The sequence below is a fragment of the Amycolatopsis sp. NPDC004378 genome, assembly GCF_053602455.1.
On record NZ_JBSGDR010000005.1, the window covers coordinates 219123 to 236085 of the forward strand.

A 16963-nucleotide genomic window follows, 5' to 3' on the forward strand; every position below is an offset into this window, starting at 1 on the left:
GCAGTACGGAAAGACGGTTTCGCACAACGACAGTAACCACGGCGCGCGCCGCTCGTCAACGACGGACGCGGCGCGTTACGGTCATCCTCGTGCGGCTTGAAGCGGAGTTCACCAGCGAACCGTTCCACGGCGAGGGTTCGCCGCCCGAGCACGCGCTCGCCGCGCGCGACGCCGCCGCGGAAGCGGGGCTGGAGACGGACTTCGGGCCGCTCGGGACCCTCGCGAGGGGCGAGGCGAAGGCCCTGCTCGACGCCATCCCGGCCATCGCGAAGGCGGCACTCGAAGGTGGCGCGACGCAGGTGACGCTGCAGGTGCGCCGAGCCGGTGCGGACAAGGCCGAAGCCGCCGATCCGAAACCGCCGGACGCCGCGAAGGCCGGCTCGCCGAAGACCGTCGTCGAACTCAACGACGCCCTGGCCCGGCTCATCGCCGACGTCGAGCGCGAACTGGGTGCCGACCTCGGGGAGCTCGACCGTCCCGGGAAGCAGCGCGCCGTCCGGCTCCTGCGGGAACGCGGAGCCTTCGGCCTGCGGAAATCCGTCTCCTCGGTGGCCGACGCGCTGGGCGTCACGCGGTTCACGGTCTACAACTACCTCAACCGCGAAGCGGACTGACCAGGCCTTTCAACAAAATGTTGACGGAACTCCGGCGTCGACGTACGGTCAGCGGGACGCCACTCACGAGGAGTTCCCCGTGCCGCTCACCCTCACCGACTTCAACGCCGCCGACGCCACCGAGGTGCGTCCGGCGCTGACCGCCTGCCTCGCCGTTCCCCGCTGGGTGGACGCGATCCTCGACCACCGGCCCTACGCGAGCCTCGGCGCGCTGCAGGCCGCCGCCGACCTGCCCTTGAGCAGCGACGAGATCCGCCAGGCCATGGCCGCGCACCCCCGGATCGGCGAAAAGCCGAAACAGGCGGGCACCGAAGGCGACTGGTCCCGGAGCGAACAGTCCGGTGTGGACAACGCCGACGCGTTCGCCGCCGCGAACGCCGAGTACGAAGCCAAGTTCGGGCACGTCTACCTGGTCTGCGCCAGCGGTCGCAGCGGGGAGGAACTGTTGAAGATCCTCGAGAGCCGCCTGGACAACGATCCCGCGACCGAACTGGCGGTCGCCGGGCGAGAACTCCTGAAGATCGCCGAACTCCGGCTCGCCAAGGCGGTGACCGCGTGAGTCTCGTGACCACCCACGTGCTCGACACGGCGAAGGGCCGCCCCGCGGCCGGGATCGCCGTCCGGTTCGAGACCGGCGAGGGCAAGCCGATCGCCGACGGGCGCACCGACGACGACGGCCGGATCCGCGACCTCGGCCCCGAAACCCTGGACCCCGGTGTCTACCGCCTGGTCTTCGACACCGGTGCTTACCTGGGCCCGGACGCGTTCTTCCCGGAAGTCGCGCTCACTTTCCGGATTGCCGACGGCACCGCGCACCACCACGTGCCGCTCCTGCTCAGCCCGTTCGCCTATTCGACCTACCGAGGGAGCTGAACCGTGGCCATCACCCTGGGCCCCAACCAGTACGGCAAGGCGGAGGTCCGCCTGGTTTCGGTGCGCCGCGACGGCCCCGTGCACCACCTGAAGGACCTCACCGTGTCGACGTCGTTGCGCGGCGAACTGGCCGCGACGCACCTCACCGGCGACAACGCCGGCGTGCTCGCGACCGACACGCAGAAGAACACCGTGTACGCCTTCGCGAAAGAGGCGCCGGTCGGTGAAATCGAGGACTTCGCACTGCGCCTGGCCCGGCACTTCACCGGCACGCAGGGGAACATCACCGGCGCGCGCGTCAAGATCGAGGAGCACGGCTGGGACCGGATCACCGTCGGCGGCGAGCCGCACGACCACGCGTTCAGCCGCTCCGGCGACGAACGGCGCACGACGGCCGTGACGATCCAGAACGGCCGGGAGTGGGTCGTGTCCGGCATCGACGGCCTGACGCTGCTGAAGTCGACCGGCTCGGAGTTCCACGGCTTCCCGCGCGACCAGTACACGACGCTCGCCGAGACCGACGACCGGATCCTCGCCACGGCGGTGACGGCGCGGTGGCGTTACCAGGGCGAGGGCATCGACTGGGCGGAGAGCCACCGCGAGGTCCGGCGCCTGATGCTGGAAACCTTCGCGACGAAGCACAGTCTTTCGCTGCAGCAGACGCTGTATGCGATGGGCGAGGCGGTGCTGAAGGCTCGCGAAGAGGTCGCCGAGGTACGGCTTTCGCTGCCGAACAAGCACCACTTCCTGGTGGACCTGAGCCCGTTCGGGCTGAAGAACGACAACGAGGTGTTCTACGCCGCCGACCGGCCGTACGGACTGATCGAGGGCACGATCCTGCGCGACGACGCCGAGGACGCGGGTCCGGCCTGGGACATCCACTGACCGAGGCCCGCCGGTGCCGGCTTGTCCACATCACGGCCATGCTGTGGACAAGCCGGCCAGTTGATAGAACGTTCTACAGAGTGCGGCGTATCGTGGATCCGTGGCAGGGACCAAGGAACGCATCATGGCCGCCGGCGCGGAACTGTTCCGGCGCAACGGCTACACCGGGACCGGGTTGAAGCAGATCGTCGCCGAGGCGAGTGCGCCCTTCGGGTCGCTCTACCACTTCTTCCCCGGGGGCAAGGAGCAGCTCGGCGAAGAGGTCATCCGGACTTCCGGGCTCGCCTACATCCAGCTCTTCGACCTCTTCATCGCGCCCGCCCCGAACGTCGTCAGCGGGATCGAGACTTTCTTCGCCGCCGGGATCGCCACGCTCGAGGCCACCGACTACGTCGAAGGCTGCCCGATCGCGACCGTCGCGCTCGAGGTCGCCTCGACCAACGAGCCGCTGCGGAAAGCCACCGCCGACGTCTTCACCGCCTGGATCGACGCCGGGACCGAGAAGTTCGGCAAGTTCGGCCTCTCGAAGGACGCCGCGCGGACCTTGACCATCACCGCCGTCAACAACCTCGAGGGCGCCTTCGTCCTCTGCCGGTCGCTGCGGGACACCGAAGCCATGGCCGTCGCCGGGGCCGCGACCGTCGACGTCGCCCGGCGACTGCTTCAAGAAAACACACAACTTTAGTCGGGAATCCAACAAGAATACTCAAGATGGCGCTTGACCGACCAGCAGCGGACACGGAGGCTGATCTCCTCCTCCCCCACCGCTGTCGGTTGGAGCTGCCATGCGCCGATTCCTCGCCGTCCTCGCCACCGCCCTCGCGGCCGCGACCCTCGTCAACGCACCCGCCGAAGCCCTCGAAAACGGGCTCGCCAGGACACCGCCGATGGGCTGGAACACCTGGAACACCTTCGAGTGCGACATCAACGAAACGCTCGTCAAGCAGACCACCGACCTCATGGTCAGCTCCGGGATGCGCGACCGCGGCTACACCTACGTCAACCTGGACGACTGCTGGATGACCAAGTCGCGGGACGGCAACGGCAACCTCGTCGCCGACTCCGCCAAGTTCCCCAGCGGCCTCAAGGCCCTCGGCGACTACATCCACGCCCGGGGGATGAAGTTCGGCATCTACGAAAGCGCCGGCACCGAGACCTGCCAGCACTACCCCGGCAGCCTCGGCCACGAGCAGACCGACGCGAACAGCTTCGCGAGCTGGGGCGTCGACTACCTCAAGTACGACAACTGCGGCAGCCCGGCCGGCGAAACCCAGCAGGACTACGTCCGCCGCTACTCCGCGATGCGCGACGCGCTCAAGGCCACCGGCCGCCCGATCGCCTACAGCATCTGTGAATGGGGCAACTTCAGCCCCTCGACCTGGGCGCCGGACGTCGGCAACCTCTGGCGCACCACCGGCGACATCACCAACAACTGGGGCAGCATCGACTCGATCTACCGCCAGAACGTCGGCCTCGCCTCCGCCGCGAAACCCGGCGCCTGGAACGACCCCGACATGCTCGAAGTCGGTGACGGCATGGACTTCCAGGAGGACCGCGCCCACTTCACGCTCTGGGCCGCGATGGCCGCGCCGCTGATCGCGGGTGCCGACCTCCGCAGCGCCAGCGTGGCCACCTTCTCGACGTACCTCAACAGCGACGTCATCGCCGTCGACCAGGACGCGCTCGGCAAGCAGGCCACGCGGATCTCGTCCAGCGGCGGCCTCGACGTCCTGAAGAAGCCGCTCCAGGACGGCGATGTCGCGGTCGTGCTGTTCAACGAGAACAGCACCACGAGGACCGTCTCGACGACCACGGCCGCGGCCGGGCTGCCCACCGCGTCGAGCTACCGGCTCACCAACCTGTGGTCCAAGGAGCAGACCACCAGCACCGGCACGATCAGTGCGAACGTCCCGTCGCACAGCACCGTGATCTACCGCGTCAAGGCCGGCGCGAGCGGCAGCAGCACCGCCCACCCGCTGCAGGGCGCGTCGTCGTCACGCTGCATCGACATCAACGGCAACGTCACCACGCCCGGCACGAAGGTCGACATCTGGGACTGCGACGGCGGCCCGAACCAGACCTGGACGTTCACCAGCGCCGGTGAGCTCAAGGCCGCCAACGGCCTCTGCCTCGACGCCAGCGAAGGCGGCACCACCGCGGGCACCAAGCTCATCGCCTGGACCTGTCACGGCGGCGCCAACCAGCAGTTCAAGCTCAACCCGGACGGCTCGGTCACCGGCACCCAGACCGGCCTGTGCGTCGACGTCACCGGCGGCGACAAGCCCGCCGGCAACGTCAACGGCGTCCAGCTCGAGCTCTGGGGCTGCAACGACGACGCCAACCAGAACTGGACGCTCAAGTAGCGGTCAGGTGCTCCGGCCGCACCGGGACGCGCGTGAGCGCGAGCCCGGTCGCGGCGCGGATCGCCGCCACGATCGCGGGCGTCGACGAGATCGTCGGCGGCTCGCCCACCCCGCGCAGGCCGTACGGCGCGTGCGGGTCCGGGCGTTCCAGGACGTCGATGCTCATCGGCGGCATGTCCAGGACCGTCGGGATCAGGTAGTCGGTGAAGGAGGGGTTCCGGATCTTCCCGCCGGAGGTCTGGATCTCCTCCATCACCGCGAGCCCCAGGCCCTGCGCGGAGCCGCCCTGGATCTGGCCCAGCACGGCTTGCGGGTTCAGCGCCTTGCCGACGTCCTGGGCGCAGTCCAGCGCGACCACCTTGACCAGGCCCAGCTCGACGTCGACGTCGACGACCGCCCGGTGCGCGGCGAACGCGTACTGGACGTGCGCGGTGCCCTGGCCGGTTTCCGGGTCCAGCGAAGAAGTCGGTCGGTGCCGCCACTCCACGGTTTCGTCGTAGACGTCGTCGCCGAGGACGTCCGCCAGGTCGGCGAGCACCTGGCCGTCGGCCGCTACGAGCTTGCCGCCGACGACCCGCACCCGCTGGCCGAACCGGGAAAGCAGGCGCGACCGCACCGCCGCGCAGGCGGCGTGCACCGCACCGCCGGTGACGTAGGTCTGGCGGGACGCCGACGTCGAGCCGCCGTTGCCGATCGAGGTGTCCATCGGCAGGATCGTCACCTGGTCGACACCCAGCTCGGTCCGGACGATCTGCTGCATGATCGTCACCAGGCCCTGGCCGACCTCGCAGGCGGCGGTGTGCACGGTCGCCGCGGGTTCGCCGCCGACCAGCTGCAGGCGCACCCGGGCCGTCGAGTAGTCGTCGAAGCCCTCGGAGAAGCAGACGTTCTTGATGCCGACGGCGTACCCGACGCCGCGGACGACGCCTTCGCCGTGCGTCGTGTTCGACACCCCGCCCGGCATGTGCCGCAGGTCGAACGGCCGCTCCGGCGGCATCGGCTTGGCGCGCACCAGCTCCAGCAGCTCCGCGACGGGCGCGGCGGAGTCGACGACCTGGCCGGTCGGCATCAGGTCGCCTTCGCTCATCGCGTTGCGGACGCGGATCTCGACCGGGTCGAGGCCGCAGGCGAGAGCGAGCTTGTCCATCTGCGACTCGTAGCCGAACGCCGCCTGCACCGCGCCGAAGCCACGCATCGCGCCACACGGCGGGTTGTTCGTGTACGTGCCCCAGCAGTCCACCGACGCACTGTCCACCTTGTACGGCCCGACGCCGAGCGTAGCCGCGTTAGCGACCACCGCACCGGTCGAGGACGCGTACGCGCCTCCGTCCAGGTACAGCCGCGTACGCACGTACACGAGCCGCCCGTCGCGAGTCGCGCCGTGCTCGTAGTACATCTTCGCCGGGTGACGGTGGACGTGACCGTAGAAGGACTCTTCGCGGTTGTAGACCATCTTCACCGGCTTACCGGTGTGCAAGGCCAGCAGGCACGCGTGCACCTGCATCGAGAGGTCTTCCCGGCCACCGAAGGCTCCCCCGACGCCGCCGAGGGTCAGCCGCACCTTCTCGACCGGCAGCCCCAGAGCCGCGACGATCTGCTGCTGGTCGACGTGCAGCCACTGCGTCGCGACGTACAGGTCTACGCCGCCTTCGGTGTCCGGCACGGCGAGCCCGGACTCCGGCCCGAGGAACGCCTGGTCCTGCATCCCGACTTCGTAGACGCCGGAGACGACGACGTCGGCTGAAACGTCCTGGGGACCGCGGCGGATCTTCACGTGCCGGACGACGTTGCCCCCTTCGTGCAGCGAAGGCCCTTCGCCCGCGACAGCCGCTTCGGAGTCCGTCACCGGAGAAAGCTCTTCGTAGGTGACAGAGATCCGCTTCATCGCGCGACGCGCGGTCTCCGGGTGGTCGGCGGCGACCAGCGCGACCGGTTCGCCCTGGTACCGCACGACTTCGGAGGCGAGCACCGGCTGGTCGGCGTGCTCGAGGCCGTACCGGTTGACGCCCGGGACGTCTTCGTGCGTCAGCACCGCGTACACCCCGGGCACGGCGAGGGCTTCGGCGATGTCGATCGCCGTGATCCGCGCGTACGGGTGCGGGCTGCGCAGGGTCACGCCCCACACCATGTCTTCGTGCCACAGGTCCGAGGAGTACGCGAACTCGCCGCGCACCTTCACCGTCCCGTCGGGACGCTGCGGGGAGGTGCCGACGCCGTTGACCGTCTGGGTGCCGACCGTGGTGGTCATCGGTCCTCCCGCAGCCGGGCGCTCGCGGACGCCAGTTCGCCGGCGATGTCCGCCTCGTCGGCCTCCCGCAGCACCCCGTCCTCGACGACGGCGGTGCCCCCGACGAACAGCCGCCGCACCGGCGGTGTCGTGCCCAGGACCAGGGCCGCGACCGGGTCGGTGATGCCCGCGTAGTTCAGCCCGGCCAGGTCCCAGACGGCGAGGTCGGCGAGCTTCCCGGGTTCGATCGAGCCCAGGTCGCCGTCCCGGCCGAGGCAGCGGGCGCCGCCCATCGTGCCCATCCACAGCGCTTCCCGCGTGGTCAGCCCGCGGGGCCCGCCACGCTGCCGGGCCTGCAGCAACGCCTGGTGCAGCTCTTCGCCGAGGCCGCCGGACTCGTTGGACGCGGCCCCGTCGGCGCCGAGGCCGACCGCCACGCCGGCGTCGAGGAGGTCGCGGACCGGGGCGATGCCGGCGCCGATGCGGCCGTTGGACGTCGGGCAGTGCGCCGAGCCGGTGCCTGTCGCGCCGAAGCGGCGGATCGCGTCGGGGGCGAGGTGGATGGTGTGCGCGAGCCAGACGTCGTCGGCGAGCCAGCCCAGCTTGTCGGCGTACTCGGCGGGCGTGCAGCCGACTTCGGCGAGGCACTGGCGTTCTTCGTCCAGGGTCTCGGCGAGGTGGGTGTGCAGGCGGACGCCCTTGCGGCGGGCCAGTTCGGCCGCGCCGGACATCAGCCGCTCGGTGACCGAGAACGGCGAGCACGGGCCCGCGGCGATCTGCAGGTGCGCCTCCGGCGCGGAGTCGTGGAAGCGGTCGATCGCCGCTTCGGTGCCGGTCAGCGCGTCCTCCGTCGACTCGACCAGGTTGTCCGGCGGGAGGCCGCCGTCGGACTCGCCGCGGTCCATCGACCCGCGCACGACGTGCAGCCGGACGCCGATCCGCTGCCGGGCCGCGGCCAGCGCCGCGACCTGGTCGCCGCCGTCGCGCGGGAAGACGTAGTGGTGGTCGGCGACGGTCGTGCAGCCCGTCAGCGCCAGCCGCGCCATCCCGGCCGTGGCCGCCGCGTGCGTGATCTCGGCGTCGAGGCGGCCCCAGACCGGGTAGAGCGCGACCAGCCATTCGAAGAGCGTGTGGTCGGCGGCCAGGCCGCGGGTCGCCCACTGGTAGAGGTGGTGGTGGGTGTTGATCAGGCCGGGCGTGACCAGGCAGCCCGTCGCGTCGACACGCTCGTCGAACTCGCCGGTGTAGACGCCTTCGCCGACTTCGGCGATCCGGTCGTTCTCGACGACGACGTAGCCGGACTCGTGTTCGGGACCGGTGACCGTGGCGACCGCGCCACCGCTGATGAGCGTCCTCACGCGACGCCTCCCTTCGCGACCGCGCGCACGGCGTCGAGGATCTTCTCGTAGCCGGTGCAGCGGCAGAGGTTGCCGGCCAGGGCCTCGCGGATCTCCTCGTCGGACGGGTCGGGAACGCGGTTCAGCAGGTCGTGCGCGGCGACGACCAGGCCCGGCGTGCAGAAGCCGCACTGCACCGCGCCCTGGTCCACAAAGGACTGCTGGACCGGGTCGAGCGCGTCGCCGTCGGCCAGGCCCTCGACCGTGCGCACGACGCGGCCCTCGGCCTGCCCGGCCGCGACCAGGCAGGCGCACACCGGAACGTCGTCGAGGTAGACCGTGCAGGAGCCGCATTCGCCCTGCTCACAGGCGTTCTTCGAGCCCGGCAGGCCGAGCCGCTCGCGCAGGACGTAGAGCAGGCTTTCGCCCTCCCAGACGTCGTCCGCCTCGCGTTTTTGGCCGTTGATGGTGACATTCAGGCGCATGCGCGCTCCCCCGTCCGGTGGTCGTCCCAAGCCCAGGTCAACGTACGCCGCGCGAGGACCGCCAGCGCGTGCTTCCGGTACGCGGCGCTGCCCCGGACGTCATCGATCGGCGACGTCGCTTCGACCACCAGCTCGCCGAAGCGGCGCTTCAGCGAGTCCGGCAACGCCTCCGGCGAACCCCACGGCAGCTCGGCGGCGAGGAACTCCTCGGCTTCGCGGGCACGGCGCGGGGTGGGCGCGGCGGAGCCGATGGCCGCGCCGACCACGCCGTTCCGCAGGGCCAGCGCGAACGAGCAGACCGCGATGACCATGGCGTTGCGCGTCCCGACCTTGGCGAACTGCTGCGGCCCGGCGTGCGCGGGCAGGTGGACGGCGGTGATCAGCTCGTCGGGGTCCAGTGCGTGGCGTTTCACCCCGGCGTAGAACTCCTCCGCGCGGAGGAGCCGGGTCCCCCGGACGGAGGCCGCCTCGACCCGCGCGTCCAGGGCCAGCAGCACCGGGTGGGTGTCGCCGGCCGGCGACGCCGCGCCGAGGTTGCCGCCGACGGTGCCGCGGTTGCGGATCTGCGGCGACCCGACCGTGCGCGAGGCCATGGCCAGCGCCGGGACGGATTCACCCAGTTCGGCGATGACGCGGGTGTACGGGACGCCGGCGCCGAGCCGGACCGTCCCGTCCGATGTGGACCACTCCGTCAGCTCCCCGACCCGGGTCAGGTCGAGCAGGGCTTCGGGACGGCGGTGGTCGAAGTTCAGCTCGACCATGACGTCGGTGCCGCCGGCGATCGGCACGGCGTCGGGCCGCTCGGCCTTGAGGGCCAGGGCCTCGGCGAGCGTCGTGGGACGCAGGAACTCCACTGCTGTTGCTCCTTCGTGCGGGCGATAGACCAGTAGACGCCGAAGGGGGCCGGGGCGGCAACGGCACCACGCATGAAACGCACAGGAGCGGAACCCGCCGCGTTTGTGCTTTCCTACAAGCCTGATGACGACCGTGAAAACTCTGCTGGGCCTGCCGGGGCTGCGGCTGCGCCCGCTGGCCGGGGCCGGCCTGCTCGACCGGCCCGTGACGCGCATCTACGTCACGGAGCTGCCCGACCCCGGACGGTACCTGTCGGCCGGTGAACTGGTGCTTTCCGGCTTGCTGTGGTGGCGCCGGCCGGGTGACGCGGAGCCGTTCGTCGCCGCGCTGGCCCGCTCGGGCGCGGCCGCGCTGGCCGCGTCCGGCGCCGACTCGGGCGGCATCCCCGACGACGTCGTCGAGGCCTGCGAGCGGCACCGGATCCCGCTGCTCGAAGTGCCGGCGGACCTGTCGTTCTCGGTGATCACCGAGCAGGTGGTGCTGGCGCTGGCCGCGGCGTCCGAGAGCGCCCGCAAACGTTTGCAGGCCGCGGCGGACGCGCCGGTGGAGACCCTCCTGGACCGCGCGTCGGCGGAGCTCGGCCTGCCCTGCTGGGTGCTCTCGGGCCTCGGCCGGGTGATCGCCGGGACGACGCCGCTGCCGGTCCCGGCGGCGGACGTCATCCGCCGGTACGCCGCCAAGGAACCCGGGTCGCTCACGGTGGTCCCGGTCGAGGGCCGCCACGCGGTGCCGTGGCTGATCGCCGTCGGCGGGCCGTTGAGCACCGCGCAGGCCGAACTGGCGGAGGAGCTGGCCGGGCTCATCGGCGTCACGCGGGCGCGTTCCTCGCAGCCCGAAGCCGAGTTGCCCACCGAAGCGCGCGTTGTCGCGTTGCGGACCGAAGGCAGCGACGAGAGCCGGGACGTCCTGACCGAGCTGCTTCCCGGCGGTCTCCTGCTCGAGTCCACAGGGGACACTTCGTACGTGGTGACGACGCTGTCGCCGTCCGCGGCCGAGCTGTCCACTGTGGAGCCTCTGCTGCGCGCGAGGCGGATCCTCTGCGGCGTCGGCGATCCGGCCCCCCGTGACGAGGCACGGGAGTCCGCGCGGTACGCCCTGGCGGTGGCGGCGCGGCGCACCGGCCGCGTCGCGGTCGTCCCGGCCGCCGAGGTGGACGTGCACCGGCTGCTGCTGGCCGGCGCCCCGGACGGCCTGCGCGCGGCCGTGCGGCGGCGGGTCCTCGGGCCCCTGCTGGACTACGACGCCGACCAGCACACCGACCTGGTGCACACGGTCCGGGTGTTCCTCGAGTGCTCGGGTTCCCCGACGCGGGCGGCGAAGGCGTTGCACGTCCACGTCAACACGCTGCGCTACCGCATCGGCCGGGCGGGCGAGCTGCTCGGCGCGGACCTGACCGAGTTCACCGACCAGCTCGACGTCTACCTGGCACTGCGCACGGAGGACTAGAATCCCGTCGTCCGGGGGCGAGGGAGGGCGCCATGTCCGACGCGGGCCCGTCCTCCCCCTTCAGGTCCCTCGCCGACTCCGAGTACCGCGTGAGCTCGTCGGACCGGCGAGAACGCTTCTGGTTCTCCGGCGGCACCCGGCTGGACCAGGGCCCGACGGGGTCCGCGGTGGGGTTCGCCTGGACCCACTGGCTGGCCGACCGCGAAGTCCTCCCCGAGGGGACGACCGCGGACGCCGGCTACGCGCAGGCGCTGCAGGACGAAGCGGGCCGGCTCAGCGAACTGCCGGAAAACGCGGGCGCCTTCCTGTGGAGCGGCGGGCTGGCCCTGCAGCGGCGCGGGCTCGTGCGGGACTGCTTCTCCTGCCCGGACCCGGCGGCGTTCCGGCTCGCCCTGCTGGAACGTGGCCCCCTCGTCGTCGGCGTGATCTGGCACGCCGGGATGGACAGCCCGGCGGAGATCGACGGCCGGGCCGTGTGCCGCCCCGGCGACTCCGAGGTGCGGGGCGGGCACGCCATCCTCGTCAACGGCCTCTCCCTGGACCTCGAGCTCGGTTCCGAACGGGGGTTCCTCCGGTTCAAGAACAGCTGGGGCCGGGCGTGGGGCGAGGACGGGCAGGCCCTGATCAGCCTGGCGGACTTCGACCGGCTCCTCGAAGGCGCCGAGGCACTCCTGGCGATCCCGGCGGCCGGCCGCGACCCGCGCGAGGACGCGGAACCCTGGACCGGCCGGGGCTGGGAGCCGCCGGAGCCCGCCTTCGACCACTACCGCCAGGAGGCGATCACCAGCGACCTCTGGACGGTCCAGGACAAGCTCGGCAACGCCGCGCACGCCGAGGCCATCGCCCGCGGGATCCGCCACCGCGGCACCAGCCCGCCCCTGACGATCGGCATCAAGGCGCAGTGGGGCGCCGGCAAGACGTCACTGATGCACATGATCCGCGACCGGCTCGAGTGGCCGTCGGGCACGGCCACCCCCGGCGCGCTCCGCGAGCTCCACCTGACCGGCGCGCCGGCGGCGGAGGTCACCAACGGCGAGCTGCTGAAGCTGCTGCGGAAGCCGGACCGGGCCGGGAAGCGGCAGCGGCTGGAGCCGCCGGACGACCAGTGGCGGCCCACGGTCTGGTTCAACCCGTGGACGTACCAGACCGGCCAGCAGGTCTGGGCCGGTCTCGCGCACGAGATCATCGGCCAGACGACCGCGCGGATGAGCCCGGTGGAGCGCGAGCGGTTCTGGCTCCGGCTCAACCGGCGGCGGATCGACGAGCAGGCCGTCCGGCAGCGGGTCTACGCCCTGATCGCCGGGCGGGTGGTGCCGTTCGCGATCGCCGCGGTGGTCCTGCTGGTCGCCGGGCTCGTGCTGCTGGCGGCCGGGCTGCCCGTGGGCGGCATCTCGCTGGCCGCCGGCAGCCCGGTGCTCCTGGCCGCGGCGGGCTCCGGCCAGGCGTGGGCGGTGCTGCGGTCCCGGATCGCCGGACCGCTGCGCACGGTCGCCGAGGGCGAGCTCAAGGACGCCCCGGCGAAGCTCCTCCGCACGCCCGACTACGCCAAGGACATGGGCTACTTCGCCGCGCTCCGGCAGGACCTGACCGAAGTGCTGGCGCTCGTCGCGACGCGCGAGCGGCCGCTCGTGGTCTTCATCGACGACCTCGACCGGTGCACGCCCGGCACGGTCGTCCAGGTCATCGAAGCGATCAACACGTTCCTCTCCGGCGAGTTCGGCGCCGCGATCTTCGTCGTCGCGATGGAGCCGCGGATGGTCGCCGCGCACGTCGAGACGGTGTACCAGGACCTCGTCGCCAAGATCCGGGAAACGGCCGGGCACGCCGACGAAGGCCTCGACCTCGGCTGGAAGTTCCTGGACAAGTTCATCCAGCTGCCGCTGACCCTGCCGGTGATGGTGCGGGACCAGTCGGCGTCCCTGCTGCGCTCGCTCTTCCCGGCGCCGGAGGACGGCCCCGAGCCGGAGCCGGGCACGGCTCCGGCCACGCCGGCGTTCCGGCCGCCGACCTCGCTGGACGAGGCCGTCCAGCTGGCGGACGCCGTCCCGGCCGGATCCGGCGAGGCGACGAAGAAGGCGGTGCGCGCCGGGATCGACCGGCAGCTCTCGCTCGACACGCCGGGCCTGCAGGCCGTGATCGAGTACAGCGCGCGGATCCTCGCGCCGAACCCGCGCGAGCTCAAGCGGTTCGCGAACGTGTTCCGGTTCTTCGTCATGATCGCCACGGAACGGCGGATGCTGGACCTGCCCGCGCCCGCCTCGCTGGACGCGCTGGCCAAGCTCGCGGTGCTCGCCGTGCGGTGGCCCACCCTGGTCCCGGTGCTCGCCGGGCCGGCCCAGGACGGCAGGACCGTCCTGGAGCTGCTGGAGCAGGCGGCGTCCGGCACGAAGGACCCCGGCACCGACCTGGCGGCCGCCGGCCTGACGGAGGGCACGATCGCCCAGCTGCTCTCCCCCGCGTTCCGGACGTTCCTGCGGACGCCACCGCGGATCGGCGCCGACCTGCACGGCTACCTCTAGCCGCACCTGGCGTCGCGCCCCGGCGACCGGGCTGGATGATGGGCGGCGTGGATCCCGAAATCACGTCGGCCCGGCAGGCGGGGTACGACCCGCGCGTGCTGGCCTTCGGGCGGCTGCAGGGCGCGGCGAACCGGCTGGAGTACCTGCTCGGGCGGGCGCTGGAACGGGAGTGCGGGATCACGCACCTGATGTACGAGGTGCTGCTGATCGTCGGGCGCACAGGCGAGGACGGGCTCACGATGCGCTCGATCGCCCAGGAGCAGGTCCTGACGACCGGCGGCGCGACCCGGCTGGTCGACCGGATGGAGACGCTGGGCCTGGTGACGCGCACGGCGTCCCCGCGCGACCGGCGCGTCCAGCTGGTGCGGCTGACCCCGCTGGGCGAGGAGACGACGGTGCGCGCCAGCCGGCTGCACGTCGAGAACATCGAGCAGTACTTCTTCCGGCCGCTGCCACCGGAGAACCGCGAACGGTTCGCCGAGGACCTGCGGACGTTGAGCCACTTCGCCCGCGACGCCCTGCCGCGGCTGCGCTAGACGCGGCGTCAGCTTTCGCGGCGCGCGTACTTCTCCAGCTCCGGCCGTCCGAACGACAGCTCGCCCTCGTCCAGCGCGCCACAGTCGAGCCCCCGCAGCAGGTACACCGCCAGGGCCTGCGCGGTCGCCGGTTCGTCCAGCACGCCCCCGGACTGCTTCTCCGCGTACGCGCGCAGCCGGTCCGCCGCCGCCGGGAAACCCGAGCGGTAGAACGCGTACGTCGCCGCGAAGCGCGTGGGCAGCTGGTGGGGGTGCAGGTCCCAGCCCTGGTAGAAGCCGCGCTCGAGCGAGCGGCGCACCAACCTCGAGTGCTCCGCCCACGCCGTGGGCAGCGCTTCGCCGATCGGCAGCTTGTTCGTCGAGCCGTCGGACAGCCGGACGCCGGTGCCCGCCGCCGCCACCTGCATCAGCCCCTTGGCCAGGTCGGCCGCCGGGTGCGCCATGCTCTGGTACTCCGCCGCGATGCCCAGGCCCGCGCTGTAGTCGTAGGTCCCGTAGTGCAGGCCCGTGCAGCGGCCGGCCGCCGCCTGCACGATCCGCGCGACCGACAGCGTCCCGTCCAGGTCCACGATGGACTGGGCGGTCTCGATCTGGACCTCGAAGCGCAGCGTGCCCGCGGCGAGCCCGTAGGCGGATTCGAGCCGGGACAACACTTCCGCGGCCACCTCCACCTGCTCGACCGCCGTCACCTTCGGGAGCGTGAAGACGAACCCGGGCGGCAGCGGGCCGGTTTCGAGCAGCGACCCGAGGAACAGGTCCAGGGTGCGGATGCCCCGCCGGCGCGTCGCCGCCTCGAAGCTCTTGAAGCGGATCCCGCAGAACGGCGTCCCGCCGGTGGTCGCCAGGGTCTGTCCCGCCGCCCGCGCGGCCGCGTCCTCGACGTCGTCGGGCACCCGGCCGAAGCCGTCCTCGAAGTCGATCCGCAGGTCCTCGATCGGCTCGGTCAGCAGCTTCGCGCGCACGCGCTCGTACACGTCCGCGTCGGCGCCCAGCAGGTCACCGTGCTCGATGAAGACCCGCATCGCCTGCTTGCCCCAGTCGGCGACCAGGCGGGTCTTGTACTGCGACGCCGGCACGTACACCGTGTGCACCGGCTGCCGTCCGGGTCGCTCCCCCGGGTACGCCGCCGCGACGCGCGCGTCGGCCGAAGCCAGGCGCGCGTCGGCGGCGGCGTAGACGTCCTCGGGAAGGCGCACTACTTGATCCGCTCGTACGCGGGCAGCGTGAGGAAGTCCGGGAACTCGTCGGCCAGCGCGACCTCTTCGAACAGCTCGATCGCCGGCACCAGCAGGTCGGCCGGGAGCTCGCGGGCGAGCTCGCCGCGGACGTCGGTCAGCACGCCGCGCACCAGCTCGGACGTCACGACGTCGCCGGTGTCCAAAGTGGTCCCGTTCTTGACCCACTGCCAGATCTGCGAGCGCGAGATCTCCGCGGTCGCCGCGTCCTCCATCAGGTTGTGGATCGCCGCCGCGCCGTTGCCGCCCAGCCAGGACGCGATGTAGCGGACGCCGACGTCCACCGCAGCGCGCAGGCCGGCCGCCGTCGCGCCACCCGGCGTCGAAGCGACGTCGAGCAGCTGGTCGGCCGTGACGCTGACGTCGTCGCGGGTGCGGTCGAGCTGGTTCGGCTTGTCGCCGAGGACCTTGTCGAACTCTTCCTTGCACAGCTCGACCATGCCGGGGTGCGCGACCCAGGAGCCGTCGAAGCCGTCGCCGGCCTCGCGGGACTTGTCCGCGTGCACCTTCTCGAAGGCGCCCTTGTTGACCTCGGGGTCCTTGCTGGGGATGAACGCGGCCATGCCGCCGATCGCGAACGCGCCGCGCTTGTGGCAGGTGCGCACCAGCAGCTCGGTGTAGGCGCGCATGAACGGCGCGGTCATGGTGACGGAGTTGCGGTCCGGCAGCACGAACTTCTCGCCCGCGTCGCGGAAGTACTTGATCACGCTGAACAGGTAGTCCCAGCGGCCGGCGTTGAGGCCCGACGCGTGCTCGCGCAGTTCGTAGAGGATCTCCTCCATCTCGAACGCGGCCGGGATGGTCTCGATCAGCACGGTCGCGCGGACGGTGCCGTGCTCGATGCCGAGGGTCTTCTCGGCGTGGGTGAAGACGTCGTTCCAGAGCCGCGCTTCGAGGTGGCTCTCCATCTTCGGCAGGTAGAAGTACGGGCCCTTGCCGCGCTTGAGCAGCTCGGCCGCGTTGTGGAAGAAGTACAGGCCGAAGTCGACGAGCGCGCCGACGGCCTGGCGGCCACCGAAGGACAGGCCGCGCTCGGGCAGGTGCCAGCCGCGCGGGCGGACGACGATCGTGGCGTGCTCGACGTCGTCCTTCAGCGCGTAGCTCTTGCCGCCGCTCTCCAGCGAGATCGTCTCGCGGACGGCGTCGTACAGGTTGACCTGGCCGGACACGACGTTGGCCCAGTGCGGGGTGTTGGCGTCCTCGAGGTCGGCCAGCCACACCTTCGCGCCGGAGTTGAGCGCGTTGATGGTCATCTTGCGGCTGGTCGGCCCGGTGATCTCGACGCGGCGGTCGCGCAGCGCGGGCGGCGCGCCGGCGACGGTCCAGTCGCCCTCCCGGATCTCCTTCGTCTCCGGCAGGAAGTCGAGCCTGCCGGTGGTGCGGGCCTCTTCGCGGCGCTTGCCGCGGGCTTCGAGCAGTTCGTCGCGCCGGCCGGCGAAGGCGTCGTGGAGGCCCGCGAGGAAGTCGAGCGCCTCCGGCGTGAGGATCTCGTCGCCGCGCTCGACCGCGCCGCCCAGCACCTGGACTTCAGAAGACATAGTGGAACACCTCGAGGGTTCGGATCTTTGGATAACGGCCCTACGGTTTT

The 16963-nt window shown here is 71.6% G+C and carries 15 protein-coding genes; 9 read left to right on the forward strand and 6 right to left on the reverse strand.

The genetic code is table 11. From position 1 onward, the window contains the following. The first annotated feature begins 89 nt into the window (after positions 1 to 89). The 6 genes from ACWEN0_RS18635 to ACWEN0_RS18660 all read left to right on the forward strand — a co-directional run bounded on the left by ACWEN0_RS18635 (position 90) and on the right by ACWEN0_RS18660 (position 4735). On the forward strand, positions 90 to 614 hold the full coding sequence (locus ACWEN0_RS18635) for a helix-turn-helix domain-containing protein (protein WP_451974696.1): 525 nt from the start codon (positions 90 to 92) through the stop codon (positions 612 to 614). 79 nt (positions 615 to 693) lie between these two features. After that, complete coding sequence (uraD, locus tag ACWEN0_RS18640; RefSeq protein ID WP_451974698.1) at positions 694 to 1173, forward strand: 2-oxo-4-hydroxy-4-carboxy-5-ureidoimidazoline decarboxylase; 480 nt, start codon at positions 694 to 696, stop codon at positions 1171 to 1173. Continuing rightward, on the forward strand, positions 1170 to 1487 hold the full coding sequence (gene uraH / locus ACWEN0_RS18645; RefSeq protein WP_451974700.1) for a hydroxyisourate hydrolase: 318 nt from the start codon (positions 1170 to 1172) through the stop codon (positions 1485 to 1487). Before uraD ends, uraH begins: the two co-directional genes overlap by 4 nt. Positions 1488 to 1490: 3 nt before the next feature. Then, positions 1491 to 2372: a factor-independent urate hydroxylase gene (gene pucL, locus ACWEN0_RS18650; protein WP_451974702.1), complete on the forward strand. Its 882-nt coding sequence runs from the start codon at positions 1491 to 1493 to the stop codon at positions 2370 to 2372. Between the two features lie 100 nt (positions 2373 to 2472). Beyond that, entirely contained in the window at positions 2473 to 3057 is a 585-nt protein-coding gene (locus ACWEN0_RS18655) for a TetR/AcrR family transcriptional regulator (RefSeq protein ID WP_451974704.1), read from the forward strand. A gap of 100 nt (positions 3058 to 3157) precedes the next feature. Next, positions 3158 to 4735 (forward strand): glycoside hydrolase family 27 protein, encoded by a 1578-nt coding sequence (locus tag ACWEN0_RS18660; protein ID WP_451974706.1) that lies wholly within the window; start codon positions 3158 to 3160, stop codon positions 4733 to 4735. Here the strand turns inward: ACWEN0_RS18660 and pucD are convergent. From pucD to ACWEN0_RS18680, 4 genes are read right to left on the reverse strand one after another with little or no spacing between them, the layout of a single operon-like run. Beyond that, positions 4728 to 6983, reverse strand: coding sequence for a xanthine dehydrogenase subunit D (gene pucD, locus ACWEN0_RS18665; RefSeq protein WP_451974708.1), 2256 nt, complete (start codon positions 6981 to 6983; stop codon positions 4728 to 4730). The two genes, ACWEN0_RS18660 and pucD, sit on opposite strands and share 8 nt — an antisense overlap. Then, entirely contained in the window at positions 6980 to 8320 is a 1341-nt protein-coding gene (locus ACWEN0_RS18670) for an 8-oxoguanine deaminase (RefSeq protein ID WP_451974710.1), read from the reverse strand. The genes pucD and ACWEN0_RS18670 overlap by 4 nt, the downstream gene beginning before the upstream one ends. Beyond that, a complete protein-coding gene (locus tag ACWEN0_RS18675; protein WP_451974712.1) occupies positions 8317 to 8784 on the reverse strand; it encodes a (2Fe-2S)-binding protein in 468 nt (155 codons plus the stop codon). The genes ACWEN0_RS18670 and ACWEN0_RS18675 overlap by 4 nt, the downstream gene beginning before the upstream one ends. Then, complete coding sequence (locus ACWEN0_RS18680) at positions 8775 to 9638, reverse strand: FAD binding domain-containing protein (protein WP_451974714.1); 864 nt, start codon at positions 9636 to 9638, stop codon at positions 8775 to 8777. Before ACWEN0_RS18680 ends, ACWEN0_RS18675 begins: the two co-directional genes overlap by 10 nt. A 124-nt stretch (positions 9639 to 9762) precedes the next feature. On the opposite strand from ACWEN0_RS18680, the gene ACWEN0_RS18685 reads away from it, so the two are divergent. From ACWEN0_RS18685 to ACWEN0_RS18695, 3 genes are read left to right on the forward strand one after another with little or no spacing between them, the layout of a single operon-like run. Then, a complete protein-coding gene (locus ACWEN0_RS18685; protein WP_451974716.1) occupies positions 9763 to 11085 on the forward strand; it encodes a PucR family transcriptional regulator in 1323 nt (440 codons plus the stop codon). Positions 11086 to 11117: 32 nt separating this feature from the next. Then, positions 11118 to 13604, forward strand: a complete 2487-nt coding sequence (locus tag ACWEN0_RS18690) for a P-loop NTPase fold protein (RefSeq protein ID WP_451974718.1) — start codon at positions 11118 to 11120, stop codon at positions 13602 to 13604. A gap of 47 nt (positions 13605 to 13651) precedes the next feature. After that, positions 13652 to 14140: a MarR family winged helix-turn-helix transcriptional regulator gene (locus ACWEN0_RS18695; RefSeq protein WP_451974720.1), complete on the forward strand. Its 489-nt coding sequence runs from the start codon at positions 13652 to 13654 to the stop codon at positions 14138 to 14140. Positions 14141 to 14148: 8 nt separating this feature from the next. On the opposite strand, the gene ACWEN0_RS18700 is transcribed toward ACWEN0_RS18695, so the two are convergent. Beyond that, positions 14149 to 15336: a DUF6986 family protein gene (locus tag ACWEN0_RS18700; RefSeq protein ID WP_451974722.1), complete on the reverse strand. Its 1188-nt coding sequence runs from the start codon at positions 15334 to 15336 to the stop codon at positions 14149 to 14151. Then, positions 15336 to 16913 (reverse strand): malate synthase A, encoded by a 1578-nt coding sequence (gene aceB, locus ACWEN0_RS18705; protein WP_451974724.1) that lies wholly within the window; start codon positions 16911 to 16913, stop codon positions 15336 to 15338. Before aceB ends, ACWEN0_RS18700 begins: the two co-directional genes overlap by 1 nt. Positions 16914 to 16963: the final 50 nt, after the last annotated feature.

Coding starts and splice junctions, on each gene's coding strand:
- ACWEN0_RS18660 (WP_451974706.1), top strand. CDS start 3,158: ATGCGCCGATTCCTCGCCGTCCTCGCCACCGCCCTCGCGGCCGCGACC.
- pucD (WP_451974708.1), bottom strand. CDS start 6,983: ATGACCACCACGGTCGGCACCCAGACGGTCAACGGCGTCGGCACCTCC.
- ACWEN0_RS18675 (WP_451974712.1), bottom strand. CDS start 8,784: ATGCGCCTGAATGTCACCATCAACGGCCAAAAACGCGAGGCGGACGAC.
- ACWEN0_RS18685 (WP_451974716.1), top strand. CDS start 9,763: ATGACGACCGTGAAAACTCTGCTGGGCCTGCCGGGGCTGCGGCTGCGC.
- ACWEN0_RS18690 (WP_451974718.1), top strand. CDS start 11,118: ATGTCCGACGCGGGCCCGTCCTCCCCCTTCAGGTCCCTCGCCGACTCC.
- aceB (WP_451974724.1), bottom strand. CDS start 16,913: ATGTCTTCTGAAGTCCAGGTGCTGGGCGGCGCGGTCGAGCGCGGCGAC.